23 protein-coding genes and 1 pseudogene are annotated in these 26,739 nt (G+C 39.2%); 17 read left to right on the forward strand and 7 right to left on the reverse strand.

The window, feature by feature from the left end; genetic code table 11:
* Nucleotides 1-39: 39 nt before the first annotated feature.
* The 15 genes and pseudogenes from JL001_RS19065 to JL001_RS19135 all read left to right on the forward strand — a co-directional run bounded on the left by JL001_RS19065 (nt 40) and on the right by JL001_RS19135 (nt 18,130).
* Nucleotides 40-549, forward strand: a complete 510-nt coding sequence (locus JL001_RS19065; RefSeq protein WP_200979074.1) for a VOC family protein — start codon at nt 40-42, stop codon at nt 547-549.
* A 120-nt stretch (nt 550-669) separates the two neighbouring features.
* Nucleotides 670-1,791 (forward strand): two-component regulator propeller domain-containing protein, encoded by a 1,122-nt coding sequence (locus tag JL001_RS19070; RefSeq protein ID WP_236252901.1) that lies wholly within the window; start codon nt 670-672, stop codon nt 1,789-1,791.
* Nucleotides 1,792-2,004: 213 nt separating this feature from the next.
* The gene (locus JL001_RS19075) at nt 2,005-2,742 is read left to right on the forward strand and encodes an alpha/beta hydrolase (protein WP_200979076.1); all 738 of its coding nucleotides are present in this window, start codon (nt 2,005-2,007) and stop codon (nt 2,740-2,742) included.
* Nucleotides 2,743-3,377: 635 nt separating this feature from the next.
* The gene (locus JL001_RS19080; protein ID WP_236252902.1) at nt 3,378-4,718 is read left to right on the forward strand and encodes an amidohydrolase family protein; all 1,341 of its coding nucleotides are present in this window, start codon (nt 3,378-3,380) and stop codon (nt 4,716-4,718) included.
* Between the two features lie 830 nt (nt 4,719-5,548).
* A complete protein-coding gene (locus tag JL001_RS19085) occupies nt 5,549-6,367 on the forward strand; it encodes a DUF3658 domain-containing protein (protein ID WP_200979078.1) in 819 nt (272 codons plus the stop codon).
* A 249-nt stretch (nt 6,368-6,616) separates the two neighbouring features.
* Nucleotides 6,617-6,979 (forward strand): annotated as a pseudogene (locus JL001_RS19090) (glyoxalase superfamily protein); the annotation flags it as partial.
* Nucleotides 6,980-7,097: 118 nt separating this feature from the next.
* Nucleotides 7,098-7,919, forward strand: a complete 822-nt coding sequence (locus JL001_RS19095) for a LytTR family DNA-binding domain-containing protein (protein WP_200979083.1) — start codon at nt 7,098-7,100, stop codon at nt 7,917-7,919.
* A 100-nt stretch (nt 7,920-8,019) separates the two neighbouring features.
* On the forward strand, nt 8,020-8,637 hold the full coding sequence (locus JL001_RS19100) for a hypothetical protein (protein WP_200979085.1): 618 nt from the start codon (nt 8,020-8,022) through the stop codon (nt 8,635-8,637).
* Nucleotides 8,630-9,811: a serine hydrolase gene (locus JL001_RS19105; RefSeq protein WP_200979086.1), complete on the forward strand. Its 1,182-nt coding sequence runs from the start codon at nt 8,630-8,632 to the stop codon at nt 9,809-9,811. The genes JL001_RS19100 and JL001_RS19105 overlap by 8 nt, the downstream gene beginning before the upstream one ends.
* Before the next feature lie 694 nt (nt 9,812-10,505).
* Entirely contained in the window at nt 10,506-12,590 is a 2,085-nt protein-coding gene (locus JL001_RS19110) for an amino acid carrier protein (protein WP_200979088.1), read from the forward strand.
* Nucleotides 12,591-12,801: 211 nt separating this feature from the next.
* Complete coding sequence (map, locus tag JL001_RS19115) at nt 12,802-13,566, forward strand: type I methionyl aminopeptidase (RefSeq protein ID WP_200979089.1); 765 nt, start codon at nt 12,802-12,804, stop codon at nt 13,564-13,566.
* Nucleotides 13,567-13,676: 110 nt separating this feature from the next.
* Entirely contained in the window at nt 13,677-14,999 is a 1,323-nt protein-coding gene (locus JL001_RS19120; protein ID WP_200979090.1) for an alpha-L-fucosidase, read from the forward strand.
* 93 nt (nt 15,000-15,092) lie between these two features.
* Complete coding sequence (locus JL001_RS19125; protein ID WP_200979091.1) at nt 15,093-16,514, forward strand: DUF4038 domain-containing protein; 1,422 nt, start codon at nt 15,093-15,095, stop codon at nt 16,512-16,514.
* A 359-nt stretch (nt 16,515-16,873) separates the two neighbouring features.
* Nucleotides 16,874-17,509 (forward strand): peroxiredoxin, encoded by a 636-nt coding sequence (locus JL001_RS19130; RefSeq protein ID WP_200979092.1) that lies wholly within the window; start codon nt 16,874-16,876, stop codon nt 17,507-17,509.
* A 207-nt stretch (nt 17,510-17,716) separates the two neighbouring features.
* Entirely contained in the window at nt 17,717-18,130 is a 414-nt protein-coding gene (locus tag JL001_RS19135) for a VOC family protein (protein ID WP_192011640.1), read from the forward strand.
* 45 nt (nt 18,131-18,175) lie between these two features.
* On the opposite strand, the gene JL001_RS19140 is transcribed toward JL001_RS19135, so the two are convergent.
* From JL001_RS19140 to JL001_RS19165, 6 genes are all read right to left on the reverse strand, one after another.
* On the reverse strand, nt 18,176-18,616 hold the full coding sequence (locus tag JL001_RS19140; RefSeq protein WP_200979094.1) for an outer membrane insertion C- signal: 441 nt from the start codon (nt 18,614-18,616) through the stop codon (nt 18,176-18,178).
* A gap of 138 nt (nt 18,617-18,754) precedes the next feature.
* Nucleotides 18,755-19,546: a PhzF family phenazine biosynthesis protein gene (locus JL001_RS19145; RefSeq protein ID WP_200979096.1), complete on the reverse strand. Its 792-nt coding sequence runs from the start codon at nt 19,544-19,546 to the stop codon at nt 18,755-18,757.
* A 56-nt stretch (nt 19,547-19,602) separates the two neighbouring features.
* The gene (gene pncA / locus JL001_RS19150) at nt 19,603-20,220 is read right to left on the reverse strand and encodes a bifunctional nicotinamidase/pyrazinamidase (RefSeq protein ID WP_200979098.1); all 618 of its coding nucleotides are present in this window, start codon (nt 20,218-20,220) and stop codon (nt 19,603-19,605) included.
* Between the two features lie 36 nt (nt 20,221-20,256).
* A complete protein-coding gene (locus JL001_RS19155) occupies nt 20,257-21,732 on the reverse strand; it encodes a nicotinate phosphoribosyltransferase (protein ID WP_200979100.1) in 1,476 nt (491 codons plus the stop codon).
* Nucleotides 21,733-22,536: a DMT family transporter gene (locus JL001_RS19160; RefSeq protein ID WP_200980555.1), complete on the reverse strand. Its 804-nt coding sequence runs from the start codon at nt 22,534-22,536 to the stop codon at nt 21,733-21,735.
* 101 nt (nt 22,537-22,637) lie between these two features.
* Entirely contained in the window at nt 22,638-23,876 is a 1,239-nt protein-coding gene (locus JL001_RS19165; RefSeq protein WP_200979101.1) for a cation:proton antiporter, read from the reverse strand.
* A gap of 305 nt (nt 23,877-24,181) precedes the next feature.
* Between JL001_RS19165 and JL001_RS19170 the strand changes: the two genes are divergently transcribed.
* Entirely contained in the window at nt 24,182-24,640 is a 459-nt protein-coding gene (locus JL001_RS19170; protein WP_200979103.1) for a peroxiredoxin, read from the forward strand.
* A gap of 30 nt (nt 24,641-24,670) precedes the next feature.
* Here JL001_RS19170 and JL001_RS19175 read toward each other — a convergent pair whose 3' ends face one another.
* A complete protein-coding gene (locus JL001_RS19175; protein WP_200979105.1) occupies nt 24,671-25,327 on the reverse strand; it encodes an ABC transporter ATP-binding protein in 657 nt (218 codons plus the stop codon).
* Between the two features lie 140 nt (nt 25,328-25,467).
* Here JL001_RS19175 and sucC point away from each other — a divergent pair, with 140 nt between their 5' ends.
* Nucleotides 25,468-26,685, forward strand: coding sequence for an ADP-forming succinate--CoA ligase subunit beta (sucC, locus tag JL001_RS19180; protein ID WP_200979107.1), 1,218 nt, complete (start codon nt 25,468-25,470; stop codon nt 26,683-26,685).
* Nucleotides 26,686-26,739: the final 54 nt, after the last annotated feature.

Here is a 26,739-nt window from a genome sequence, read left to right on the forward strand (position 1 = left end):
GCAAATATAGATTAATTTTGCAATCTAAAATTTTATATTATGATAACTAATAAAAATTATCCAAAATCATTTTCACATATTGGAATAACGGTTCCAGATATTATTGAAGCAGTGAAATTCTATTCAGAAGTAATGGGATGGTATGTAATTATGAAGCCTTCAAAAATCAAAAAAGAAAAGGAAACTGCAATAGGTAAAATGTGTATTGACGTTTTTGGAGACGACTGGTCTGAATTCGAAATTGCTCATTTAGCGACTTCTGACGGAATCGGAATTGAGCTTTTCTCTTTCCCACACGGAATAAAAGAAGCACCTGAATTCAATCCTTTCAACACAGGCCTTTTTCATTTTTGTATACAAGATCCCAATATAGAAGACCTGATTGAGAAAATTTTGTCTTATGGCGGAAAACAGAGAATGCCAATTAGAGAATACTATCCAAATGACAAGCCTTATAAAATGTGCTATGTAGAAGACCCGTTCGGAATTGTTTTTGAAATCTATACCCATAGTTATGAATTGACATATTCCTCTGGAGCATATTCATAATAAAAATAACCAGTTGGCAACAATGTGCATAAGCAATAGCGGTTTGGGCGCTAACCTAAACCGCTTTTTAATTTAATTAAAGTATATTGAAATCTATAAAGTAGATGCTTAAATCCGCTGATGCTCATACATAAAATCGTTTTATGTCATATTGAAAAACTCGAAGTGAACAAAAACATACAATCGATTTATCTAATATTAATATTGATCCTGAACCTTTCTTGTGCTGAAAATAAAGAATCAGACAAAAAAGCTGATTCAGCTGAGTTGGCAAAGATTTCAAAAACCGACACCTTAAAATTCACTTCCGGAATCCGTTCTATCTTTCAAGACAGTAAGGGCAATTATTGGTTTGGAAGTCATAGCGAGGGCATTAGCCGGTATAATGGAAAATCTTTTGAATACTTCACAACAAAAGAAGGTTTACAAGACAATCAAATTCGTTCCATCCAGGAAGATGAGGAAGGAATAATATGGATTGTAACGGCAAGAGGTGTGAATGCCTACAATGGAGATAACATGACAAGCTATTCGACCGAGTTTAATTCTCCAATATCAGATTGGAATGCTACAACTGGGGACTTATGGTTCTATGCGGGCGAAGAAGACGGAATATACCGTTTTGATGGCATGAACATGAATTACCTTACTTTTCCAAAACCTAAAAACACTGACCCATATAATTCATTTGGTGTAACAGGTATATCAAAGGATAAAAATGGAGCTATTTGGATTGCGACCTATTCAGCTTTATTCAGCTACGATGATGAAATAGTGGATATTTTTGAACATAAAAAATTAAACCTTGAGGATAATGAGTCATTACATGTACGCAGTATACTAGCAGATTCACAAGGTAGAATTTGGATAGGTAATAATGGGATTGGAGTAATCCTTATAAACGGAGATTCAATTACTCATTTCTCAAAAGAGCAAGGAAAACTACTTCCAATAGATGAGTTTAGATTGAACACTAATAAAAATCAAACTGCCAAAAACACGGGATTACAATCTGTTTTTGCCATTGAAGAAGATTATAAAGGAAATATTTGGTTTGGAGACAGGGATTCCGGGGCTTGGAAGTATGACGGCAAAACCCTGACAAACTATCAAGTTGATATAAAATTGAAACCCCAAATGATTTGGAGTATTTACGAAGACCAAAACAAAAACTTACTTTTCGGAATGAATGATGGTGGCATTTATAAATTTAATGGAAGATTGTTTGATAAATGGTTTTGAAAAGAAATACGACCACACAATAATGTGTAAGCGATAATCGCTCGTAACTACGCTTCTACTAATCGTTGTATAAAAATTAAATATTAATCAAAAAAGCAGAAACTATGTTAGGAATTTGGCTCTCAAAAAAAGGGAAATTAAAAACATTGCAAACATTACTAATTGCCTCTTTATTACTAATTGGAATAGGAGTAGCTTTGCTAGTGTGAACTTATGAAAGTTAAAAAACGAAATATATTTAGGCTGATTTGGTTTAGTCTGGTTGCTATATTTTTCATTTGGCAATGGACAACCTATCAATCACGAAATTTACCAGAAGATACTTTTAAAAATGACAATAAAGTATCAGTAGAACAATCGAGTGATAAAATCACGTTTTTAGCAAACAATTCAAGAAATCAAAACGAAATTATATTCTTTCAAGGAGGTTTGACAGACCCAAAAGCGTACGCACCAATTTGCAGAGAAATTGCAAAAAATGGAATTACCTGTCACCTTATAAAAATGAATTGGAGGATGCCTCAATGGGATTATAAAAAAATTAAGACGATGTTCAACCTAAAAAATGGAAAGTATATAATTGGCGGACATTCTCAAGGAGCAAAAATGGCATCTCAATTCGTCTATGAAAATACTGGACTAATGAAAGGACTTTTTCTACTGGGAACTTCCCATCCGAGAGATTTTGATTTATCGGACAGGAGTATTTCGACAATCAAGCTTTATGGAGAATTGGATGGATTAGCGAGTGTTTCTGAAGTAATGGAAAATAAAAATAAGCTACCGAAAAACACTGATTTAATAGAAATAAAAGGCGGAAACCATTCTCAGTTTGGATATTTGGGTAAACTATTAACGGACAATGCTTCCGAAATTGATTTGGATGAACAACAGCGATTGACATTAGATAAATTGATTGTTTTTTTTCATAAAATAGATAATGAAAAATAAATACATGACATAATAACTAAGCATTCATGTAGCCGGTACGGCCACATTTCCTTAAGTGGGCAGGCTGGTGTAAAAGAGGTAATTATGGGGAAAGCTTTTTCCCTTTTATGTTTTTGGAGATTGGATCTTAAAAAATCCGGTATATGAGCGGTGCTTTTGCCTGCTTTTGGCAGTGCTTAGTTATTTTTTAAGCTGCTTTGCAGGTTTTGGGATTACAGAATTGTTTTTTGGTTTTTGGACATAGGTTTTCCCCTTACACCATTGGGTGTAGTAAGTATTGCTTCCTTATTATGTCCTCCCATTATTCTGGAACTTCAGGATAATTCCGAGCACATTTTAACGAACATTTGAATGATAGTTTGGCTTTTTTTCATAGATTATAATGTTTGAAATTTATGATAAAGCTAATTTAGGAAGTCGCCATGATTGTCCGGATCTTCTTAAATCAGCTAAATTGGTTCAACATAGTCCATAAAGCAGGGCAGTGATCGGTGGTACGCCAACTTCGGATTCTCGTCTCGCAGTTCCGTGCCCTTCGGGCAGGAACGCTCTCCTAAATCTGCGCCGAAAACAGGTACCAACCATTGTGTATAAGTTCTCAAAAAGATTTACAAACTATAATGACGTATCGAAAGATGAAATTAAAAACAATAATATCAGGATTACTTTTCCTTATAAGTACAGGATTATTTGCACAAGAAGAGCCTACAAAAATCCTCATTAACAATGTTGAGATATTTAATGGTAAAGATCAAAAAACCATAAAAGGAAATGTACTTATAGAACACAATATCATTACAAAGATTTCCACAAATAGCATCCCCATAGACCAAAATGGTAAAGCAAAAATCATTGATGGTCAAGGAAAATTTTTAATGCCAGGCTTAATAGATGCTCATGTACATTTATTATTTGAAAGCGTCCCACAAACTCAAGCTATGTTAAGCGATTATGCCATGCTTAATTTAATGGCTGCCAAAGCATCGGAAAAACAATTGTTACGAGGTTTTACAACTGTAAGGGATTTAGGAGGTGGCTCATTGACTTTGGCCAAAGCGATCGATATGGGACTGGTCACAGGGCCAAGAGTTTTTTCAAGTGGTGCCTTTATTTCGCAAACCGGTGGCCACGGAGATTTCGGGTTACCTATGGATGTTCCACGAAAAATTGGTGAGTTATCTTACCCTGAAAGAAACGGTATGGTGGCCATTGCAGACGGAGCGGACAATGTATTAATGAGAACAAGAGAGCAATTACGCCAAGGAGCTACACAGATAAAACTGATGGCAGGAGGTGGTGTATCATCAAACTATGACCCATTAGACGTAACACAGTACACAGAAGCAGAATTCAAGGCTGCCGTCTCAGCAGCCCAAAATTGGGGAACCTATGTTACTGTTCACGCCTATACTCCAAAGGCCATAAGGACGGCTATTGAAGCAGGTGTAACATGTATTGACCACGGGCAACTTGCCGATGAAGAAACTGTAAAATTAATGGCAGAAAAAGGTATTTGGTGGAGTTTACAGCCTTTTCTCGACGACGATGATGCCATACCTTTTCCAGAAGGATCGGCCAATAGGATAAAACAATTAGAGATGACCAATGGAACTGATAAAGCTTATAACCTAGCAAAAAAATATAATATAAAACTCGCTTGGGGGACTGACTGCCTGTTTGACGCATCCTTAGCAGCAAAACAAGGGAAGCAATTGGCCAAAATGACTAAGTGGTTTTCTCCTTTTGAGGTTTTGAAAATGGCGACTTATGACAATGCCCAACTACTCTATTTAAGTGGAAAAAGGAACCCGTATCAAGAAGGTAAATTGGGTGAGATATCTGAAGGGGCTTATGCTGATTTGGTTTTAGTCAATGGTAACCCATTAAAAAACATACTATTAGTCCAAGACCCAGAAAGAAATTTTTTACTCATTATGAAAGATGGTAAAATTTATAAAAACACCTTGAATAAATAAACCTGCATGCAAAAAACAAGTATTCGCCTGGCTGGAACTGCCAATTCTGAAAGCTCAGGTATTAGCTTAAAATTTCTAAACCACAGATGAATACAGATCAACACTGATTTGATTCTAAGAAATATTGTGGTGAAGAGAATCCCCTACATCAACCCTGAGACTTATCTCTTTCTGAACCAGAAAAGAAAGATGGGACATTTTAAAACGGAAGTAAGCCAAATCCTCACCAAGGCAACCATTTGGATACGCTGTTGGTCTTTAAAACAATTGCGGACATAGGTGTACTTTTTAAAATTTTATAACTCCCAAAACATAAAGCAATTGAAATTATTTGAATTTCTATCATAAGCTCTTCATTACAAACAAGCTACATATTGTTTCCAATCGATATTCAAAATCTTATTTTATTGGAAAAACACCATGATTTCTGGGAAAATAGCCAAAAGGGAACGTATATACTACTAGACCCCAAGGTATCCCCAAGACTGCTATAAGGGAACTCCCCTTTTGGAAGGGGAAAAAGTAAGGATTGGGCTTTATGAAACAGTAGCTTGCGCTATCATTTTATTTCTTGCTTGTAGGGAAATTTTGATCTACTTGCACCACGCATGAATCCCTTTGCGCAAATTATCACTTGTTTTGCTTCGGTTAACTTTTGACGTGATCTGCTCCATCCCTGCCCCGCTGTTTCTTTTACCTTTGTAACGATCAACTTTTTGGTCTATATTCATAATTTAATTACAATTAATAAGTATCAAACATAAACTTCCCATCTGGAGGCTATAATTATTTCAGCCATCCTTGATGGTATTAAAAAATACGAAGCCAACATGCAAAAAGAAAACATTCATATCGTCTTTGGACAGTTAGGTAAGAGAACGTTGATGGACAGTAAAGCAATTGATCTGAGCAACAGTCAGGTAATAAGCTTAGAAGATAAACTAAACATTGGGCCAAGCTGTGATATAGATGTAAATGAAGATATTTCAAAAAGGAAAAACTGGTTTCTAAAAATTCATGGTGCCCATCCAAATTCCCTGATAGAAAATGACTTAATAAGTCTGAAGTCGATGCTTAAAAATGTAGAAAACATAAATAAAGTATTTATTTGGACAGGCTATTATGCTTCTGAAAGGATAAGTACGGCAAGACTAATCAATCATTTATTTCCGTTCGACAAACCTATTTTAGTTGCCAATTTCAATACTCCTGTAAAGTCAATACATGGAGCAGCTATTTATCCCAAATCATTGGAAGAAACTGCATCCTTTCAGGTTAAAGAACTTTTCGAACAATTTGAGCCAATTGAAAAAGGTAACCTTAAAAATTACCTAACGATATGGGATAAAGTAAAATCAGGAAATGGAGAATTATGGATTTGTGATAATAGTGGACAGCCCAAAATGGAAAAAACGGATTATTTCGACTCTTGCTTACTATCTCATTGTAAGGAGAATTTTCAACCGGCAGCAAGAATAATTGGAGAAACGCTGGTAGATATAGATTTTGAAGTTGGAGATGACTATTTAAACTGGAGGTTAAAAAAATTGTCAATAGATGGAAAAATAGCGTCAAAAGGAAAACTGATTGACATTAGAGACTATGAGGTGAAGAAAAACACTTATGTTAATACACTAAATCCGGCCTAGGCCAATTAAGTTATGGGTAAGGAAAGTATTTTGCATAAGCCATACAACTAGGTAATTGATTTTAAACTAATAACCATTCCAAACCGCACTTATTAAATAATATCCGTTATGGTGAGTGATGTTTCGGTTTACAGCCCTTTCTCATTTTAACCATTGAAAGAAGAATGATCATAAGTGGTTTTTAAAGCCCTTGATTATTGTGGTATCTTGTTAAGATGATATTTATAATGGGCGCACCAAACTGATAACCCAATGAGATTTAATCAAGCCACAACCATTCTTCGAATTTTTGATGAGACAAAGTCCAGGGAGTTCTATATTGACTACTTGGGATTTAAGGTCGACTGGGAGCATCGTTTTGAAGAGGGTATGCCCTTATACATGCAAATATCAATAGACAATTGTGTTTTACACCTGTCTGAGCATCATGGAGACGGCACACCGGGTACTTTCATCAGGATTGAGTGCGATGACATTAAAGGCTACCATAGGGAGTTAATGACAAAAAACTATCGGTTTTTGAATCCTGGAATCAATGAACCGCCTTGGGCAAAATATGAATTGTGTCTTTCGGACCCATTTGGAAACAGACTGATTTTCTTTGAAACATAATGCAAAGGAGTCTTGCAGCATTTGTAGCTCCATAAAATCTGTGATTAAATTAAGGAGAAATATAATGATACAGCCTGACCTAAAAGCGCTTCGGTCATTTGGTAAAATGAGTTTGTAAATGCTGCACAATTCCCATAACATCTCTCCTCCTTACTTTGACCGAAAACTGGGATGGATCATCTACCCAATACTCGGCATATCATTCATCTTCTTTGCCAATGACAATGATTTTAAAACATTGGTCCAACTCCCCTCTTTCAAATGGGATGTGGTATTTTCCATCTTTGCTGCTTCCTTAATTGGGTTCTATTTGGCTTGGTTAACCCGCTATCTTGACAAAAAACATCCTTGGGAAAAAGATTTAAAAAAACGAGCTTCTTGGCAGGTGCTGTTAGGCATTCTAGCTCCCCTTTTTTTCTCTATTGGGCTTGAAGTAATTTATCTTCAGGCAATTGATATCAATATCCGCCAAAGTGGCATTCTAATTTTAGAGTTGCCCCTCTCCTTCTTGTACCTATTCATCATCAACCTCCTTTTTTATCTCAATTATATTTCTTTTGCCTATCAAAAGAACTTGCGAAGTAAATCCACTGAAACCACATCTGTGGAAAAGGTAAAAATATTGGAAGGCGCCAAAGAAAACCTGATTCCCGTTCATCATATTTCCTTTATCCGTAGTACAGAAAAAACACTTTGGTTACACACATTCCAGGACAAACAATTCTTTCAAAATGGCACCCTAAATGATTGGGAAGCCAAACTCCCAAAGCAATTCTTTTACAGGTTGAACAGGCAATTCATTGTTCACCGGGATGCCATTGAAAACATTGAACCTACCGCTACTAGGCGCTTAAAGGTGGTTTTGAAAAACTTTAATGGTGAGGACATTTTTATTCCAAAAACAAAAGCTACAGCATTTAGAAACTGGTGGCAAAGCTAATGTCCGCTTCAGCTTTTAAAATGTCCTGTTCGGTGTATTAATACCCTACAGGCTTATTTTCCACTACTCCTGTGTGTTGTTTTGCAAAAAAAAACAAGTCATGTGGAATATTAGGCATCCTCTCATTTTTATCAAACTTCTGCTTTACGCAGGAACTAGCTTCGGGCAAAGCAAGGCCCTACCCATTAATTTATCCCTATTCAACCAAGCTACGGCTATTCCCTTCACGAGCTTTTTCACTAGCCCTGTACACCCAGGTATTCAAATAGGAACAGAATTTAATTACCACATCAAAACCGGATCAAGGCTATTTCAGACGGCCAACCTGTCCTATTTCTATCATAATTACCTTGCCCAGGGAGTAGGCCTCAACAGTGAACTGGGCTACGAATGTCGATTAAAAAATGGCTTGGCCATCACAGGCCTTTTTGGTCTGGGATATATGCACACTTTTACTACATCAGAGGAGTTTTCATTTTCGGATGGTACATACCATAAACAAAATGATAAGGGGAATTCCAGACTTTTCCCTTCCCTTTCTTTGGACTTGGGCTATTACTTAGATCCATCACGGGATACCAGTCCTAAAATATTTGTTCGCTATCAATCCTGGGCTGAGTTCCCCTACTCTCCGGGATTTATCCCTGTCATGACCCATATCAACTTACATCTTGGCATTAAATTCTTCCTGCATACAAACGACCACAGCCATGAATAGAACCTTGACCATTTTATTTGCGATACTACTTTTATCCTCCTGTAGAGAAGGTGATGATATCGCTCCAGCATTTTACACTTGCGGTTTCACCTTTTCAGACAGCAGTGCTGAAAATGAAAATAATGCCAAGTACCAAAACTTAATGGATGAAATAGTTTCCAATGGAGTGGTTGGCATGACCATGTCAGTTTATCAACCGCAAACTGGAATCTGGATAAGCGCCAGTGGCAAAGCCGACCTGCACAACAATATTGATATGAAACCATGCAACATTTCAAGAGTGGGTTCAACGGTAAAAATGTTCACAGCCATCACGGTATTGATGCTGGCACAAGAAGGCAAACTGGACCTGGACGATCCAATTGCTGATTACCTTCAGGCTGATGTAATTGGAAGAATTGACAATGCAGACAAAGCTACCATCAGACAACTTCTCCAACATTCTAGCGGGATCTTTAACTATATCCAAAACCTCAAATTCCAAACCGCTTCCCTTAATGACCTGATCAAGGAGTGGACACCTGATGAATTATTGTCTTATGCTGAGGGCAAAAAGGCTTATTTTGAACCGGGGACAGATGTTAGGTATTCCAACACAGGGTATATCTTGCTGGGGATGTTGATAGAGCAATTTGAAGGAAAGCCTTTTTATGAGGTATTTGAAGAGAAAATATTCCAGCCCCTAAATTTATCGATGACACAATTTGCGGCTAAAGACCCTGTACCTGATGGTATTGTGAGAGGCTATATTGACTTGTACAGCAAGCTTCAGGTGGTGGAGTCTACCTATTTCAGCGGTTGGGACTATTTCACGGCTGATGGAGGGCTGATTTCCAACCCCAAGGACTTGAATACCTTCTTTCAAGTCTTAATGGGACAAAAGTTACTCAATGCCGAATATTTAGATCAAATGCTCACATGGAAAAGCCCTAAAGAGCCGGACCCTGAGTTTTTCCCGATTGCTTATGGCTTAGGGATATTTCGAATCGAAACTCCTTCGGGGATAGCCTATATGCACAGTGGCGATGCCATAGGGTATTATGCCAATATGCTCTACTTCCCAGATGACTCCACCTCCATCGCCTATGCTGCCAATAGCAACTATGGAAAAATTGACGAATTTCTCTCTACCAAAGAAGCCATGGAGCATATCATCTCCGAGTTAAAAGACTAACTTCTGATGGATGATTAAACCAATCACCCCTACTTCTTGAACATATTGGATTCTATTTGAAATAATGGGTATTACCTAAATCATGAAATGATAAAAACGATAACATTTAGGATTATTGGCCCTTAGGTCCAGAACATTGGCTCGGTTTGCCTAAAAGCAATTGTTATAATTATCAAGCCTCTTTTATTACATTAATTTATTAAAAACCCGGTAATTTCATCAATTATAGTATAAAAATGGAATTAATTTTGCTGAGTTATTGTACTATAAATTAAATCTTTACCTGATAAAATCCTTACTCTGGTTTATTGTAAAAAACCTTTACTGAGAAAACGTCAAAACATTTGAAAATGAACATTTATTCGAAGCGTTTTATTCCCTCAAATCTAAAATTATTCTGTACCCTGGATCGCATGAAAGTGCATCCTAACCTTTACTTATTTTTTTAGGCTTTGCCTTAATGTAATATTGAGATAACAAAACCCATTGACTATTGTTAATATAGTTAAAGGAGTCATTCGAGTCTAAACTCAGTCCATTAGTAATGTTGTCCAGATTAATTTCCTTTTACACTTATCAAACAATTAACACGGTAGTTTCCTGAATTATTAATTAAAAGTCAATACTCCCTCGTTGATAAATCAGGTTTTGTGGCAGCTATTCAGCACATCATTATATTAAAAATTGAACTTTCATGTTGAAACATTTATTCACTTGCTTTTTCTTATTTACGCTTATTCCACTTTCTGCTCAAGAGTTAAACGTTTCTTTGACTACCGGCAACGCTTCTACACTGATCAATGATGGTTATATGGAGGCATCGGTGCAAGGAGGGAAACCTCCATACACTTATAGGTGGAGCAATCAATCTACACCGCTAGATGCTTCAAAAGCCACTGGATTAGTTGAAGGTGTTAAATATTCTTTAGAGGTTACCGACAGTGAAGGAAAATCCCAAAAGGTAACGGAAAAAGTAAAATCCCAGTCTGTCACAGAGCATTTTAATGGAGCTTTTTCCCCTTTGGTAGAGGGCTTGACCACCATCCTGTTTTGGGATCCATTCGAAGCCATTGGAATTTATGATCCAAGGAGTTTTGCTCAAAACAAAGAGGTGGAAATACCTGGTTGGGAAGCCGGTATGAAAGACAAGTTTACTTTGAAGCAATGGTTGGTGCAGTCAGGTAGCCATGTAAATGAAGGAGAACCAGTAGCCGTAGTTCTTTCTCAAAACCAAGGAGAATTGAGGGTAAATGCACCTGCTACGGGCATCTTGCAGCCTTTAGTTAAGACTGGAGAGACCATTTACAATGCAGAAAACAAGGAGGATTTGATTGAAACGGGCGCACATGTATTTGCGAAGGTAAAATACGATAGTCCGGTTGTATTGACCCATCCCAATGGAGATGCACGAACCCATCCCATACCATTTATCGTTATCTGGCTGGTTCTTGGAGCCATTTTCTTCACCGTCAAAATGGGTTTTATCAACATCAGGGGTTTTAAGCACGCTATCCAATTGGCCTCGGGTAAATTCAATGAGGATGATGCTCCTGGTAAAATAACCCACTTTCAGGCCTTTGCCACAGCGACTTCTGCCACGGTGGGTTTAGGTAATATCGCCGGTGTAGCCATAGCGATTTCCCTTGGCGGAGCTGGAGCCACCTTTTGGATTATTATGGCCGGCTTCCTGGGTATGTCTTCCAAGTTTGTAGAATGCCTACTTGGTCTAAAGTACAGGACCATTGCTGACAATGGCAATATTTTTGGCGGCCCCATGAATTACCTTCGCTATGGACTGGAAAAAAGAAACCTTAAGTCCTTGGGTAAATTCCTTGCTGCCTTCTTTGCCGTGCTTTGTGTAGGATTTTCATTCGGGGGTGGAAACATGTTTCAGGCTAACCAGTCCTATGAAATTTTATCCAATCAATTTCCTGTTTTGGAAGGTTTGGGCTTTTGGGTAGGTGTAGTACTAGCCATCTTGGTGGGTATTGTGATCATTGGCGGAATTGATAGCATTGCCAAGGTAACGGAGAAAATTGTTCCTTTTATGGCAGGTCTCTATATTTTTGGTGCCTTGGTAGTGATCTTAGTCAATATTGGTAATATTGGACAAGCATTTTCTGCTATTTGGGATGGCGCTTTCAACCCTTCTGCCCTCAAAGGTGGTTTTATTGGTGTTTTGGTAATCGGTTTCCAAAGAGGGGTATTTTCCAATGAAGCAGGTGTTGGTTCTGCTGCGATTGCCCATAGCCCTGTGAAGACAAACCATCCTCCATCTGAAGGCTTCGTAGGACTATTAGAACCTTTTGTGGACACCATAGTGGTATGTACCCTGACAGCATTGGTCATCATTTTCACCGGAAAACATGAAGTGGAAGGTTTGGGAGGAGTAGCCCTAACATCTGAAGCCTTTGCCAGTGTCATCTCTTGGTTTCCCTACCTATTGGCCGTTGCGGTATTTTTATTTGCGTTCTCCTCCATGGTCTCGTGGTCCTATTATGGCTTAAGAGCTTGGACCTACCTGTTTGGGAATAGCAAAAAGTCAGAATTAGCTTATAAATTGGTATTTGTTATTTTTGTGGTAGTTGGAGCCTCGGTCAGCTTGGGGGCTGTGCTAGACTTCTCCGATATGATGATTTTGTCCATGTCATTTCCTAATATCATCGGACTTTACATCATGAGTGGTGAGGTCAGAAAGGATATGCAAAATTACCTGAAAAAATTAAAAAAAGGAGAACTGTTTTCAAGTCAGAAGAATCAGGATAAAGTAACTGCCTAAGAATATATTGTTCAAAATCCCCAAACTACTTCGCTCTAGCCATTTCTTGAAACGGCCAGTTTATTTGGTATCTTGGATTATGGTACAATCCTAGTGATTAAAAGTCATTAAAAAACATAATAGCATGTGAAGGGATTTGGAAACAATGTTCATTGCATCTGTGGTTTTATCGAACTACCTTCATGGTTCAAAACATTCTTAAGGAATTATAATGTCAATAACTTCAGCATCAGAATTAATCGGAATGCAAGAAATCAGTGAGGTTGTAGCCACTACGCTCAAACTGATGCGGGAGCATACCAAAGTGGGTATGTCCACCAGAGAGTTGGACGAATTTGGAGGCAGTATTTTAAAAAGCTTCGGAGCAAAGTCAGCACCATTAGAAACCTATGGATTTCCAGGTTATACCTGTATCAGCCTGAACAATGAGGCTGCCCATGGAATCCCCTCAACCCAAAAAATAATTCAAGAAGGTGACTTGATCAACATCGATGTTTCTGCTGAGCTCAACGGTTTTTGGTCTGACAATGGAGGTTCATTTGTGATTGGGAAAGACATTTACTTCCATCAACCTTTGGTAGATGCTTCCAAAGAGATTTTACATAAAGCCATTCACCAAATCAAAGGAGGTGTTAAGATTGCAGATATTGGCTACCTTATAGAAACCGAAGCGAAAAAGTCAGGTTATAGCGTTCTCAAGAATTTAGCGGGACATGGAGTGGGCAGAAGCCTCCATGAAAAACCAGACAATATTTTAAACTATAGGGTCAAGGGGAATAAAGAAAGGTTCCAAAAAAATACTACAGTGGCCATTGAAACATTTATTGCTACCCATTCGACCCAAGCGGTAGAACTATCTGACGGATGGACATTGGTGGGAAACAGAGGAGGATTTGTTACCCAACACGAGCACACCATATTGATCACCGATGAAACTCCTGTAATTCTCACCGCGTCCAATGGCATCTGGAATTGAACATACCACTTTGGTCCAAAACAAAAAATAGATCAATATATAGCGTTCATCTCTTCTGGTTTCAGCATTTTTAAGTAATATCGCAACTAGTAATAAAATTAAACTAGAAGATGCTTTTTAAGAAAATAACTATTCTTTTTTCGTTTGTTTTGTGTTTCACATTGAGCAATCTTGTCCATGCCCAGGAAGAAGAAATACTGAACCTCAACAAGCCGGAAAGGGAACAGTGGTTTACGGATTTAGGCTTTGGGATGTTTATCCATTGGAGCATGGATGTGCAGCTCGGAATGGTCATCAGCCACAGCATGGTGGGAGCCTCAGATGACTACCTCAACAGGTATGTCAATGAGCTGCCCAAAACTTTCAATCCCATTAATTTTGATGCCAAACAATGGGCCAATGCGGCGAAGTTGGCCGGAATGAAGTATGTCGTCTTTACTACTAAGCACCACAATGGCTATTGTATGTATGATACCGAAACAACTGATTTTGGCATCATGAACAGCCCATATGGTCAAGATGTAACTAAAATGATTGTAGAAGCCTGTCGAGAGGCTGGCCTGGCTGTCGGGCTATACTTCTCTCCCGACGACTTTTACTTTTTGTACCAGCAAGGAACCCTTATTTCAAGGGTGAGAAAAGAAGCCCTTGCCAGTGGAAACCCTGAGCTCAACGACTATGTAAAAAGACAAATGAAGGAGCTCATGACTAACTATGGGGACATAGATATTGTCTTTTTGGATGGGATGGAACAATTTGCCAAAACAGAATTGGCAAAAGTTTGTTGGGAGATCAATCCTAACGTGGTGGTTACCAGAGGAGCTATTTTCACGCCAGAACAAGAATCTCCCGAAAGCCCTATCCCTTCTCCATGGGAAGCTTGCTACACCTTTGGTGACCAGTGGCAATACCGACCCACCAATGAAAACTACAAAACAGCCAAAGATGCCATCTTAAAATTGATCGACATCAAAGCTAAGGGGGGTAACTTACTTCTTAACTTTGGCCCTGACGCCTTGGGTAACTTTCCACCAGAGCAATTGGGAGTACTCAATGAAATCTCACTTTGGATGTTTATCAATCAAGAGGTATTCGATGAAACCATCCCCCATCATATCATCAAAGAAGATAACATGTGGTTTTTGACTTCAAAAGACAAAAAAACTGCCTATATTATTATCAATGAGGACAAATGGAAGTTTGGTGAACGCAAGAACTTCAGCATTAAAGCATTTAAATCAACTGATAGAAGTGAAATTTCTGTGTTGGGTCATAATGGAAAAGTACTGGAGTATCAAAAAGAGGCAACCCCTACTCCAACTGTAAATCAAACAGGAAACGAAATGAACATTTCAGTTACCCGTTCCCAAAGAATTTATAACGACCGCCAATGGCGTAACCCTGTGGTCGTCAAAGTGACTGCAATTCAGTAGGCCGATTGGTATAAAACCGACAAAGATTGGCCCGGTACTCCACAGGAGTTAAGTGTTTAATCAGTAGTTGGAAAATACCCAAAGGAAGCCTTCATGAAAACCATATTTCAGTACTACTCAAAAAGTAAAAAAGCCTCAAAAAAACACAAGAAAAATAATACCAAGCTGCTTCAATCAAGCTTAATTGCCTTACTCTACCTAGCACTTTTGTGTCCCGCTTTTGGTCAATTAAGCGTAAGCGAGAACGGTCGATATTTGGTAAAACAGGATGGCAAACCTTTCTTTTGGCTGGGAGATACTGCCTGGGGCCTTTTTCAAAAGCTTGACCGGGAAGAGGTAGATTTTTACTTAAAGGAAAGAGCTGAGCAAGGATATTCGGTCATCCATGCCGCTGCAGTTCACAAAAACCCTTTTATTGTTCCTGAGCTCGAAAACAGTTATGGTGATAAGGCATTTGCAAATGAAGCCTTAATGAAACCAGCCATCACTGAAGGTAACGATCCTGAAGACAGCAATGCCTATGATTACTGGGATCATGTGGACTACATCATCGACAAAGCGGAAGAACATGGTCTCACCTTGGTATTCTTGCCTTTATTTGGGATGACAGAAGGTGATGCATACAACCTTATCACTCCAGGCAATGCTTATCAATATGGTACATTCTTGGGCAAACGCTATCAGCATAAAGGCAACCTCATCTGGTGCATGGGAGGAGATGTACTTGCCGAAAGTCCCACCCAAAAGGCTATATGGAATTTACTGGCCAGAGGTATCACCGAGGGTATTGCCCAATCGGAAGATTACTCCCAAACCTTGATGACTTACCACGTTCGGGGAGGCCATTCTTCTTCTGACTATTTTGAAAATGCTCCTTGGATAGACTTCCATATGATTCAGACTTGGGACTCCTACACCAAAATTTACGGGATAGTAAGCAATGACTACAATCATAAAATCACCAAACCGGTATTGCATGGAGAAGGTGCATATGAAGATGGACCGGAATATCCAACCAAGCCCATTACGCCCCATAAAATAAGAAAACAAGCCTATTGGGCTACTTTTGCGGGTGGAATGCACACTTATGGAAACACTAATATTTGGAGCTTTGGATCCAACCCTAAGTATTTTACCGAAGATTGGAAGGAAGCACTTCTTTCTGAAGGCGCCCAAAGTATGTTCATCTATCAGGCATTTTTCCAATCTATAAACTGGTGGGACTTTATACCAGACCAATCTGTCTTCCTTGAAGGAAAAGGAGATGGAGACCATTTAAATGTAGCCATGCAATCAGAAAGCAACCAACAGCTTTTAGTTTATTTTCCTGAGCCTGCTGAAGTAATCCTTGACCTTAAAATATTCAAAGGGGAGAAAGATATCTTTATCAAATGGTTTGATCCGAAAACAGGAAAAGAGATCAAACCTACTAAAGAGAAAAACAAAGGGACATTAAGCATCAAAACCCCAAATGAAATGGAAGATGCCTTGCTTTTATTAAGCTCTCGCAAATAGGTTTTTACCATTAGGTTCAAAATAATACTCCAAAAGGACTCTAGCAATCTTGCAAACTATTGATAAAATCATAGGATAGTTATTTTGGAACGAAATGAAGGAAGGGTAATGCCTCTTAAAATGAATAAGCGCAAGCATTGGTTTAATCAACTTAAATTGCCTTTACCAATCAGAAGCAAATGATCAAACATCAAAAAGTATGGGTCATTTAATTACTTCAAAAACAAACCAGGTACTGCTTTTTCATCAAACGGATTTTATTCAAAAAATAAACCCTAAAAAGAAAACTTTTGAGTGGCAATTATCGTTTTCCTACAAAACCTATAGACTAAAAGTTTAACCAAAAAAACCATTATATTATGTCATTAAGATTAGGAGATACCGCACCGGATTTCACTGCTGATAGTACAGCTGGTAAAATCAACTTTTATGAATACCTAGGGGATAGCTGGGGAATTCTCTTCTCCCACCCTGCAGATTATACTCCTGTATGCACCACCGAATTGGGAACAGCTGCTAAGCTAAAAGGGGATTTTGAAAAGAGAAATGTCAAAATGATTGCCTTGAGCGTGGATGGGCTGGAAAGTCACAAGGGCTGGGTAAATGATATCAATGAAACCCAACAGACAGAAGTAAACTACCCTATCATCGCTGATGAAGACAGAAAGGTATCTGAACTCTATGATATGATCCACCCCAATGCGAATGAGAAATTGACCGTAAGGTCGGTGTTTATCATTGGGCCAGATAAAAAGATCAAATTGATCATTACCTATCCAGCCAGTACAGGAAGAAACTTCAATGAACTGTTAAGGGTGATTGATTCATTGCAGCTGACCGCTAATTATTCAGTGGCCACGCCTGCCAACTGGCAGCATGGTGAAGATGTGGTCATTGCACCGGCCATCGCCAATGAGGATATCCCTGCCAAGTTCCCAAAAGGACATAAAGAAATCAAGCCTTATTTGAGAACAACTCCTCAGCCTAACCTGTAGATAATAAGAAAGTCTTAATTAAGCCCTTGGAATTGTGTTTCCAAGGGCTTTTCATTTTTTTCGTTTTGCATTCCAGCTATATTTGACAAAAACTAAGTCATCGAGCAGGCATCTTTTTAGATTTAATATAATCCAGCCTTAATTGCTCCTAGCACTTTTAAACCAGCAAATACATTTTTATATTACCACAAACCAAACCCAATTATAATGAAAAAAGTAACCGGAATAGGAGGCATCTTTTTCAAATGCCAAGACCCTGATAAGATGAAAGAATGGTATGCCAAAAACCTGGGCATGAATACCGACAAGTATGGAACCACTTTTGAGTGGCGCCAGAGTGACCATCCTGATAAAAAAGGCTTTTCCCAGTGGAGTCCATTTTCTGATCAAACCACCTACTTTCAGCCTTCACAAAAGGAATTTATGATCAATTACCGGGTGGAGAATTTAGAAGAATTGCTCAAAGAGCTCAAAAAGGAAGGGGTGACCATCACAGATGAAATCGAAACTTACGAATATGGAAAGTTCATCCATATCATGGATCCAGAAGGAAATAAAATTGAACTTTGGGAACCTAACGATGAGGAATATGATAAAATCCTTGAAGTAAGGACAAAATAAATAATCAGAACAAAGGCCAGCTCGATAAGCTGGCCTTTGTTCTGATTAACGGTCCACATTTCCAAAAACATATCGGATATTGATCCCGAAGGAGTCAGCCCTAAAATCAGTATCCTCAATGATCCAAAGTATGGGTCTCCAGTCCACACCTATCGCTAGCGGAAAGTCAAAATGATACTCTACACCTATTTCACCAGCCGCACCGAAATAAAATGGATCATCTATCCACAAGGCAGGACCAGCACCTACGTACCAATGCAAACCATCCACATCAGCTAAAGGTCTGTACAAAAAGTCCCAAAGTGCCTCTACTCCTACACCATTTCCAAAATTAACGTCAGCATGTACCCGACTAAACTGCCCTAAAGTAAACACTCCATCAATCGCTACATTGTTATAACCATCTCCGAAACGAATACCAAGTTCCTGTGCCTGTAAACCATAACACATCACCAAAAAGGAAAATACTAGTAATAACTTTTTCATTGTTCAATAAGTTAGGTTAAAAATATACTTCCATTAATTTAACTATTCAAAGTTAAAATATAATAGTAAGACCACTATTTTTAACCAAGTATTTGACTACTTTACTAAACTTTCCTTTTTTCAATCTCAAAACTCAGGTTAAACTTCCAGAAAACCTTCAAAAATCTTCACTGCTTTTCCATAAATTTTGACCCTATCCCCTTCTTTTATAAGTCGCATTTCTCCTTCCCGCTTACTTGCCTGATAGGCTTTCAAGCTACTCTTTCCTTCCTTCTTAAACCAATAGTCCATTAGGGCACAATGTGCAAATCCTGTTACGGGATCTTCATTGATACCTAAATTGGGGGCAAAATAACGGGAGTAAATATCAAAATCATCATTTCCCTTTGCAGTGATTATGATACCTTGCTCACTGTGCAGGGAGAGCACATTAAATTCTGGCTCTACATATTCCAAGGTATGATAGCTTTCCAGTTCCAAAATCCAATTTCCTTTTAACGAGGCCGCTGCCACTACTTTTTGACCGAAAAAATCATCCACAAAATAAGGATGTTGATCTACTTTAGTTTCCAGTAAAGGAAAATCCATCTGGATTTCTTCTTCCACCATACTTACTCTTAGCTCCCCACTTTTAGTCTGAAAACTAATTTCCTCTTGGCTGTCTACTACCTCCTCAATGTACAACATATAGGCGCTGGCCAGTGTAGCATGACCACACAAATCCACCTCTTTCATGGGTGTAAACCATCTCAAGTTAAAAGAAGCAGGCCCTGTTTGCTCCAAAAAAGCTGTTTCGCTTAAGTTCATTTCAGCTGCAATCAGTTGCATGCCTTCTTCTGCCAATGGGCCTGGTAAGAGGCAAATAGCCGCTGGATTACCAGAAAAGGGGGTGTCTGTAAAAGCATCTACTGTCACTATGGGAAGTTGCATATTTTAGGCGTTTAAAAGTGGGAAAGGATTATGGATATAATTTAAAGATAAGTGAATTAAAAAGAAACAGCTTGACTCAAAAGCACTTCTGCGCCTGATTTGTTCATTTCTTTTAAGGCAATGTCATAATCGTCTGGAGACAAGTTCACCGCCTTGGTGGCATCCTTGATCAAATAGGTATCAAACCCCTCTTTCAAAGCATCCAGCACGGTAAATTTAACACAGTAATCTGCTGCCAATCCTGTAACATAGACATCAGTAATGCCATTTTCATGAAGAAATGCAGTAACGCCAGTGTCTTCCTTTTTCTTGTTATCAAAAAAACCACTGTAAGAATCCACCATGAGGTTAAGCCCTTTTCTAAAAACCTTTTTCCATTTGCTTCGGTCTAGGTCCACATGAAATTCAGCCCCTTTGCTCTCCTGCACACAATGTACTGGCCATAGCATCTGGTCTGTTCCGCCAAGCTTGATCACTTCTCCGGGCTTTTTCCCTGCATGATTGGCTGCAAAACTCTTGTGCCCAGCCGGGTGCCAGTCTTGGGTGGCAATGATAAAATCAAATTTCTCCTGTAGCTTATTGATGATCGGAATGATCTTATCCCCTTCACTCACGGCCAAAGCACCTCCTGGAAGGAAATCATTTTGGACATCAACAATCAGTAATGCTTCCATAGGAATGTTTATTTTTATTTCAGCAATTCCTATAAGTTAATTATAGTTTTTTGCTTTCAAAACCAAATCCGTTCTCAGGTGATATAGGGATTCTTCCAATCCAACCGGATAAATATGTGGATTGATCAATCGCTTGTGCGCTTTGTCAAACCGGTCCAAATTGGCCAATGTCCTATTTCTAATCTCATCCAATTGTGGACGGGTGTATACCTTTTCGCCTTTCTTGAAAATGGGAACCAACAGGGTTTTGCTTTCCATACTGTCCGGTTTGATCTTTTTCCTTTTGGTTGGGTCATAAGGATCTATAATGGTAACTTCTTCTTGAAGCCCCTGATCGCTTTCCAAAAATATCATATCTGAAACTGCCTTTCCATTTTTATAAAAACGCTTCACATTATGGAAACCAGGAATATTGATCTTAATGGACTGTTGGGACACCTTAACTTTCGGCACCCAAGTGCCTGAGCTGTCCTTCAAAGCTGCCATTTTGTAAACCGCCCCTAAAGCTGGCTGGTCATAGGCCGTTACTAGTTTGGTACCAATTCCCCAAATGTCAATGGAAGCTTCCTGCATCTTCAAGGAAGACAAAATATGTTCATCCAGATCATTGCTGGCCACTACCTTGGTATCCTTGAATCCAGCCTCATCCAACAGCTCTCTGGCCATATTACTGTAATAAGCCAAATCCCCGGAATCAATTCGCACCCCCAACAACTTCTTTCCTCTGGCTTCCAAAGCCCTGCCCACTTTGATGGCATTCTGGACTCCCCTAATGGTATCATAAGTATCCACCAGGAAAATACAATTATCCGGAAAGGCATCCGCATAGGCCTCAAAGGCTTCAATTTCACTTTCAAATGCCATGATCCAACTGTGTGCATGAGTACCCGAAACAGGTATCCCAAAGAGTTTTCCAGCCATCACATTACTGGTGGATGAGCATCCTCCAATGTAGCTTGCCCTACTGGCAGCCAAAGCCCCATCAATGCCCTGTGCCCTTCTCAAGCCAAATTCCAGAACAGTATCTCCTTTTGCTTCTAAAGTTATTCTAGCCGCTTTGGTGGCCACCAAGGTCTGAAAGTTAATGATATTGAGCATTGGGGTTTCCAGCAGCTGGCATTGCAATAAAGGCCCTTTTACCCGGATCAGAGGCGTATTGGGAAAAACCACTGCTCCCTCCTCCACCGCGTCGATGTCACATGAAAACTCCAAATCACGCAAATACTGAATAAACTTCGGGTCAAACGTAGGTTCACCACTTTCCAATGTCATTTCTTGAAGGTAAGCCAAGTCATTTTCATCAAACTTGAAATTCCTGCAATAGTCGATCACATAGTCCAAACCAGCCGCTATGGTAAAGCCACTTTGGAAAGGATTTTTTCTAAAAAACAAATTAAATACAGCTTCCTGTTCTGCCTTTCCAGACTTCCAATAAGCATAGGCCATGGTCAATTGATAAAAGTCGGTCAATAAGGCCAGTGAGCCTTGGTACAAATCCCGGGTAATCTTCATTTATTTGGATCTAATATTTAAAATAACACCTAACAGCACCAAACCCATCCCTAAATAAGTAAGCAAGTTAAAGGTTTCACCGAAAAAGATAAAACCAAAAAACAATGCATATACAATTCCAATATAATTTAAGCTCGTAATCTTGGCGAGATTGGCATGTTGATAAGCTAATGTCATATAGTATTGGGCCAGTTGGGTAAAAATACCTATGCCCAAAAGCAAAAGCCAATCCCAGCCCATTGGCATTACCCAATTAAAGTAGCTCCAAATCCCTACTATCGGCAAAGTGACCAAAGGGAAGTAAAAGACAATCACCAATGGATGCTCGCTGCCTTTTAGTTTTCTAATGATATTATAGGCCAACCCTGCAAAGAATCCAGAAGCCACGCCTATCACGGTATACGTTAAGGATATCCTTGGATCAAAGCCCTCAATGACCAAAACTCCTCCAAAAGCAATGGCGAAATACAAGAAACGGATAGGTTTGACCTTTTCCTTTACAATGAAAATGCCTAGAATGGTCGTGAAAATGGGTGATAGGTACTGCAGCGTAACAGCACTGGCCAATGGGATATTCTGCAAAGTATAAAAGAATGTGATCAACCCTAAGGCACCTGAAGCCCCTCTTAGGATCAGTAGTTTTTTATTGTTGCCAAACAAGGGAACATCCTGTTTTTTGAGGATCAAATAGCTGGCGACCAGGCTAAACAGTGACCTGAAAAATACAATTTCTACCGCTGGAAGATGAGGAATGTACTTCACCATCACTTGCATGATGGCAAAAAAAATCCCTGCTAGCAGCATGTGCTGGACACTTTTTTGGCTCAAAATGGAAAAGGTTAGTTTATCGATTCAATTTTAGTTGCAATCAATAAATTGGAGAAATGGTTCCTAAGAAATGAAATTTAAACGGCTTTTGTGCTTTGCTCCTCTTCCACTTTTTCTTTTTCCTCAGCAGCTTTCTTTTGTTCCGCTTCGGCTTTTTCAGGATTGCTGATAATCACGCCAAACATCATAACCAGCACCGTCAACACAATCACTTGGATAATCAAGGACTTATTGACAATACCAATATTGTTGATAGGACTGATGGAAAGGAAAAGCAAAACGGTGATCAAGCCCCGTGGTGCTACAAATAGCAAAGGCTTAAGCGGCAGGTTACTCAGCTTTAACTGTAAAGCTCTTAAAATAAATATGAGAGCCACAATTCCAACCGACCAAACCAAAGTAGTAGTATTGAGAATTTCCGATGTTTCCAGCAAATAACCGAATAACAAGAAGAACAAAGACCTGATCAAAAAGGTAGCCTCTATCGTCAATTCTTTGAATTTCTGTACCTCTTTGTTCAAAATATCTGTTCTGAACACATCAAAAAACTTCAAGTTATGTAGTTCATTCAAGTTACCAATGGACAAGCCGAAAATCAAAATAAAGATCAAAGCCGGTAAATGGTACACATAGGAAATCGCATAAATCAATATCGTCAAAAGGATAATAGGAACAAACTTGATATGGTGCTCCAACCTGCTCAAAAGGAATGATAAACCAATAGTTGCCACAAAGGAAATGACACATATAACAACCAACTGCAACCCAAACATTCCAAAGGAATCAACCCCAAAGGTTTCATTTCTGAGGATAAAGTTAAAAAACACCACCCCGAGGATGTCGGAAAGACTACTTTCATAAATCACGAATTCCTTGTTGGAAGTGGACAAGTTCCTGACACTCGGAATAGCAATGGCACTACTGATGACACAAAGCGGGATAGCATTGATCAAACTGTCCCTAAAAGTATAACCTCCATATTGCTCAAAGATATAGGCCATCAGAAAAGAAAGCGCCAATAAAGGAGCCAAGGCGCCCAAAAAGGACTTCTTGATCAAAGTCACTTTTGACTTGTTCAATTCCAGTTCCAAAGAGCCCTCCAGTACGATCAAGATCAAACCTGTAGTTCCAAGGATCGGTAAAATAGAAGAAAGGTCAGGCAACTTTAACTCAAAGAGCATAGTGCCCTGCCTCACGAGCCAGCCTAAAAGCAATAGCAAAATCACTGAAGGAATCTTTGTTTTCTTAAAGCTATAATCAAACAAATATGCTATCAGCAATAGGGTACATAAAGTGATAATGATCGTTGTGGTCATTCTAAATACTTTAATTATATGAAACCGAAAACTGCCTTAAATCACAGTTTTACAGCTGAATAATGTCGGTCAACATGGAGATAATTGGTCCTATAATAGGTACCATATTACTCAAAAATAATCATTCTTAACTAATATCAATAGACTCCATACAATTGTAATAATAGCTCAAAACTTTTAAAAAAAGTTTCCGAGCCCTTAAAAACACGATCTTTTATGAACAACTTTTTCTAAATTTTGTTTATCAAATTGTGCAGACAGCACAGGTACTACAGCATATTATTTCAATTAAACTAGCTTGATTCATGGCATTAAAAACGCAAACCAAGGCACCCAATTTTTCATTGTCATCAACTTCTGAAAAGACCTTTACCCTCTCTGAAGACTTCAAAGGAAAATCATGTTTGATCTTCTTTTACCCAAAAGACCAGACCAGTGGCTGTACGAAGGAAGTCTGTAGTTTCCGGGACAATTTTCAACTATTTAAGTCATTGGATATCCCTATCGTCGGCATCAGCAGGGATTCCATAGAAAGTCATGAAACCTTCAAAAAAATGCATCAACTGCCTTTTGAACTGCTTAGTGATACAGATGGAAAAGTTTGCAAAGCATATGATGCCCTGATGCCCATCATTAAAATGCCTAAAAGAATCACCTACCTTCTGGACAAAGAGCATCGAATTGTAGCTTTTCATGAGGGTTTGCTAGATGGTCCAGCTCATGTAAAAGCCATGATGGAAGAAGTGAAAGATTTTGCGAAATAACACGGACATATAAAAATCCTTGTGATAATTTTATTCTGAAATAATCAAGCCATCCTGCATGGTCAGCATGCGGTCAGCCATCTGTGCCAGTTCCCTGTTGTGTGTGACAATGACAAAGGACTGGCCAAATTGATCTCTCAGCTTAAAAAACAATTCATGAAGGGCCTCAGCGCTCTGGGTGTCCAAGTTACCGCTGGGCTCATCCGCAAAGATGATTTTAGGTTCGTTGATCAAGGCCCTGGCCACAGCCACTCTTTGCTGCTCCCCCCCACTGAGTTCTGAAGGCTTGTGCTGCATCCTTCCTTCTATTCCCAATAGCACTGCCAGTTCCTTGGCCTTTTGTTTAAGCTTGGCTTCGTCCTTCTGGGCGATCAAACCGGGGATAATGATATTTTCCTCAGCTGTGAATTCTGGAAGCAGATTGTGAAACTGAAAAATAAAACCAATTTCTGTATTGCGATAAGCGGCTAGCTTATCCCCTTTCAGCTTGGAGAGTTCCTTGTCCCCAACGGTTACCTCACCTTGGTCAGCCTTATCCAATGTGCCCAAGATGTGCAAAAGCGTACTTTTTCCAGCTCCGGAAGCACCCACTATTGAAACGATTTCTCCAGAACTGATGCTAACATCCACACCCTTAAGAACATGGAGGTCGCCGTAATATTTTTGTATGCCTTGCGCTTTTAACATGATCGGTAATTTGAGAGATTTCAAAGATAAAACTATTTGACGGATAAGTTCAAAAATGCATTTATTTTGGGAAAAAGACCGACTTAATCCTTGAATAAACGAAGCTTGGTACTTAACTTCGGGCAAAAATTTTCGCTAGGATGAATATACACGAATATCAAGCTAAAGAAGTTCTTAAGGGTTACGGTGTTAAAATTCAAGAGGGTATTGTAGCCAATACTCCTGAAGCAGCACTAGAAGCAGCCAAGCAACTCAACGCAGAAACAGGTACCTCATGGTATGTGATCAAAGCACAAATCCATGCAGGTGGACGTGGTAAAGGCAAAATTCAGCAAACCGGTTCTAATGGAGTGGTTTTGGCCAAGAAGTTGGACGAGGTGACTGAAAAAGCCAAAAACATCCTAGGAGGAACCTTGGTAACACACCAAACCGGTCCTGAAGGAAAAACTGTCAACAAAGTGCTAGTAGCTCAGGATGTTTATTATCCTGGTGACTCCGAGCCTAAAGAATATTACCTATCTATCCTATTGGACAGAGCCAAAGGATGCAATGTGATCATGGCCTCTACCGAAGGTGGAATGGACATCGAGGATGTAGCTGAAAAGACTCCTGAAAAAATCATCAAAGAGTGGATCGACCCTAAAGTAGGTCTTCAAGGTTTCCAAGCTAGAAAAGTAGCTTTTGCTCTTGGCTTGACTGGAAATGCATTGAAGGAAATGGTGAAGTTTATCTCTGCTTTGTACAAAGCTTATGATGCTACTGACTCTTCCCAGTTTGAGATCAACCCTGTGTTGAAAACTTCTGACGACCAGATTTTGGCCGTTGATGCCAAGGTAAACTTGGACGATAATGCACTTTACAGACACAGAAACTTGGCTGAACTAAGAGACCTTTCTGAAGAGGATCCTTTGGAAGTAGAAGCCGGAAAGTCTGACCTTAACTATGTGAAGCTAGACGGAAACGTTGGCTGTATGGTAAACGGTGCTGGTCTGGCCATGGCAACCATGGATATGATCAAATTGTCAGGTGGTGAGCCTGCTAACTTCCTTGACGTGGGAGGTGGAGCCAATGCTACTACCGTGGAAGCCGGTTTCAGAATCATCTTGAAGGATCCAAATGTAAAAGCGATCTTGATCAACGTATTCGGTGGTATTGTAAGATGCGACAGAATTGCTAGCGGTGTGGTAGAAGCCTATAAATCAATTGGTGATATCCAAATCCCTATCATTGTAAGATTACAAGGAACCAATGCGGAAGAAGGTGCAAGAATCATTGATGAATCAGGCCTAAAAGTAGCTTCAGCAATCACCTTGAAAGAAGCGGCAGAAAAAGTACAAGAAGTGCTTAAAAACGCATAATAAAAGTCTATATTTGTAGCCGATTTGAAAGCAGCCTGTTTTCAAATCGGCCTC

The organism is Echinicola sp. 20G, from assembly GCF_015533855.1.
Lineage (GTDB): Bacteria > Bacteroidota > Bacteroidia > Cytophagales > Cyclobacteriaceae > Echinicola.

Coding starts and splice junctions, on each gene's coding strand:
- JL001_RS19120 (WP_200979090.1), top strand. CDS start 13,677: ATGCTTTTTAAGAAAATAACTATTCTTTTTTCGTTTGTTTTGTGTTTC.
- JL001_RS19155 (WP_200979100.1), bottom strand. CDS start 21,732: ATGAAGATTACCCGGGATTTGTACCAAGGCTCACTGGCCTTATTGACC.
- JL001_RS19175 (WP_200979105.1), bottom strand. CDS start 25,327: ATGTTAAAAGCGCAAGGCATACAAAAATATTACGGCGACCTCCATGTT.
- JL001_RS19070 (WP_236252901.1), top strand. CDS start 670: ATGCTCATACATAAAATCGTTTTATGTCATATTGAAAAACTCGAAGTG.
- JL001_RS19080 (WP_236252902.1), top strand. CDS start 3,378: ATGAAATTAAAAACAATAATATCAGGATTACTTTTCCTTATAAGTACA.
- JL001_RS19085 (WP_200979078.1), top strand. CDS start 5,549: ATGCAAAAAGAAAACATTCATATCGTCTTTGGACAGTTAGGTAAGAGA.
- pncA (WP_200979098.1), bottom strand. CDS start 20,220: ATGGAAGCATTACTGATTGTTGATGTCCAAAATGATTTCCTTCCAGGA.
- JL001_RS19145 (WP_200979096.1), bottom strand. CDS start 19,546: ATGCAACTTCCCATAGTGACAGTAGATGCTTTTACAGACACCCCCTTT.
- JL001_RS19075 (WP_200979076.1), top strand. CDS start 2,005: ATGAAAGTTAAAAAACGAAATATATTTAGGCTGATTTGGTTTAGTCTG.
- JL001_RS19170 (WP_200979103.1), top strand. CDS start 24,182: ATGGCATTAAAAACGCAAACCAAGGCACCCAATTTTTCATTGTCATCA.
- sucC (WP_200979107.1), top strand. CDS start 25,468: ATGAATATACACGAATATCAAGCTAAAGAAGTTCTTAAGGGTTACGGT.
- JL001_RS19160 (WP_200980555.1), bottom strand. CDS start 22,536: ATGCTGCTAGCAGGGATTTTTTTTGCCATCATGCAAGTGATGGTGAAG.
- JL001_RS19130 (WP_200979092.1), top strand. CDS start 16,874: ATGTCATTAAGATTAGGAGATACCGCACCGGATTTCACTGCTGATAGT.
- JL001_RS19110 (WP_200979088.1), top strand. CDS start 10,506: ATGTTGAAACATTTATTCACTTGCTTTTTCTTATTTACGCTTATTCCA.
- JL001_RS19125 (WP_200979091.1), top strand. CDS start 15,093: ATGAAAACCATATTTCAGTACTACTCAAAAAGTAAAAAAGCCTCAAAA.
- JL001_RS19140 (WP_200979094.1), bottom strand. CDS start 18,616: ATGAAAAAGTTATTACTAGTATTTTCCTTTTTGGTGATGTGTTATGGT.
- JL001_RS19100 (WP_200979085.1), top strand. CDS start 8,020: ATGTGGAATATTAGGCATCCTCTCATTTTTATCAAACTTCTGCTTTAC.
- map (WP_200979089.1), top strand. CDS start 12,802: ATGTCAATAACTTCAGCATCAGAATTAATCGGAATGCAAGAAATCAGT.
- JL001_RS19105 (WP_200979086.1), top strand. CDS start 8,630: ATGAATAGAACCTTGACCATTTTATTTGCGATACTACTTTTATCCTCC.
- JL001_RS19135 (WP_192011640.1), top strand. CDS start 17,717: ATGAAAAAAGTAACCGGAATAGGAGGCATCTTTTTCAAATGCCAAGAC.
- JL001_RS19095 (WP_200979083.1), top strand. CDS start 7,098: ATGCTGCACAATTCCCATAACATCTCTCCTCCTTACTTTGACCGAAAA.
- JL001_RS19065 (WP_200979074.1), top strand. CDS start 40: ATGATAACTAATAAAAATTATCCAAAATCATTTTCACATATTGGAATA.
- JL001_RS19165 (WP_200979101.1), bottom strand. CDS start 23,876: ATGACCACAACGATCATTATCACTTTATGTACCCTATTGCTGATAGCA.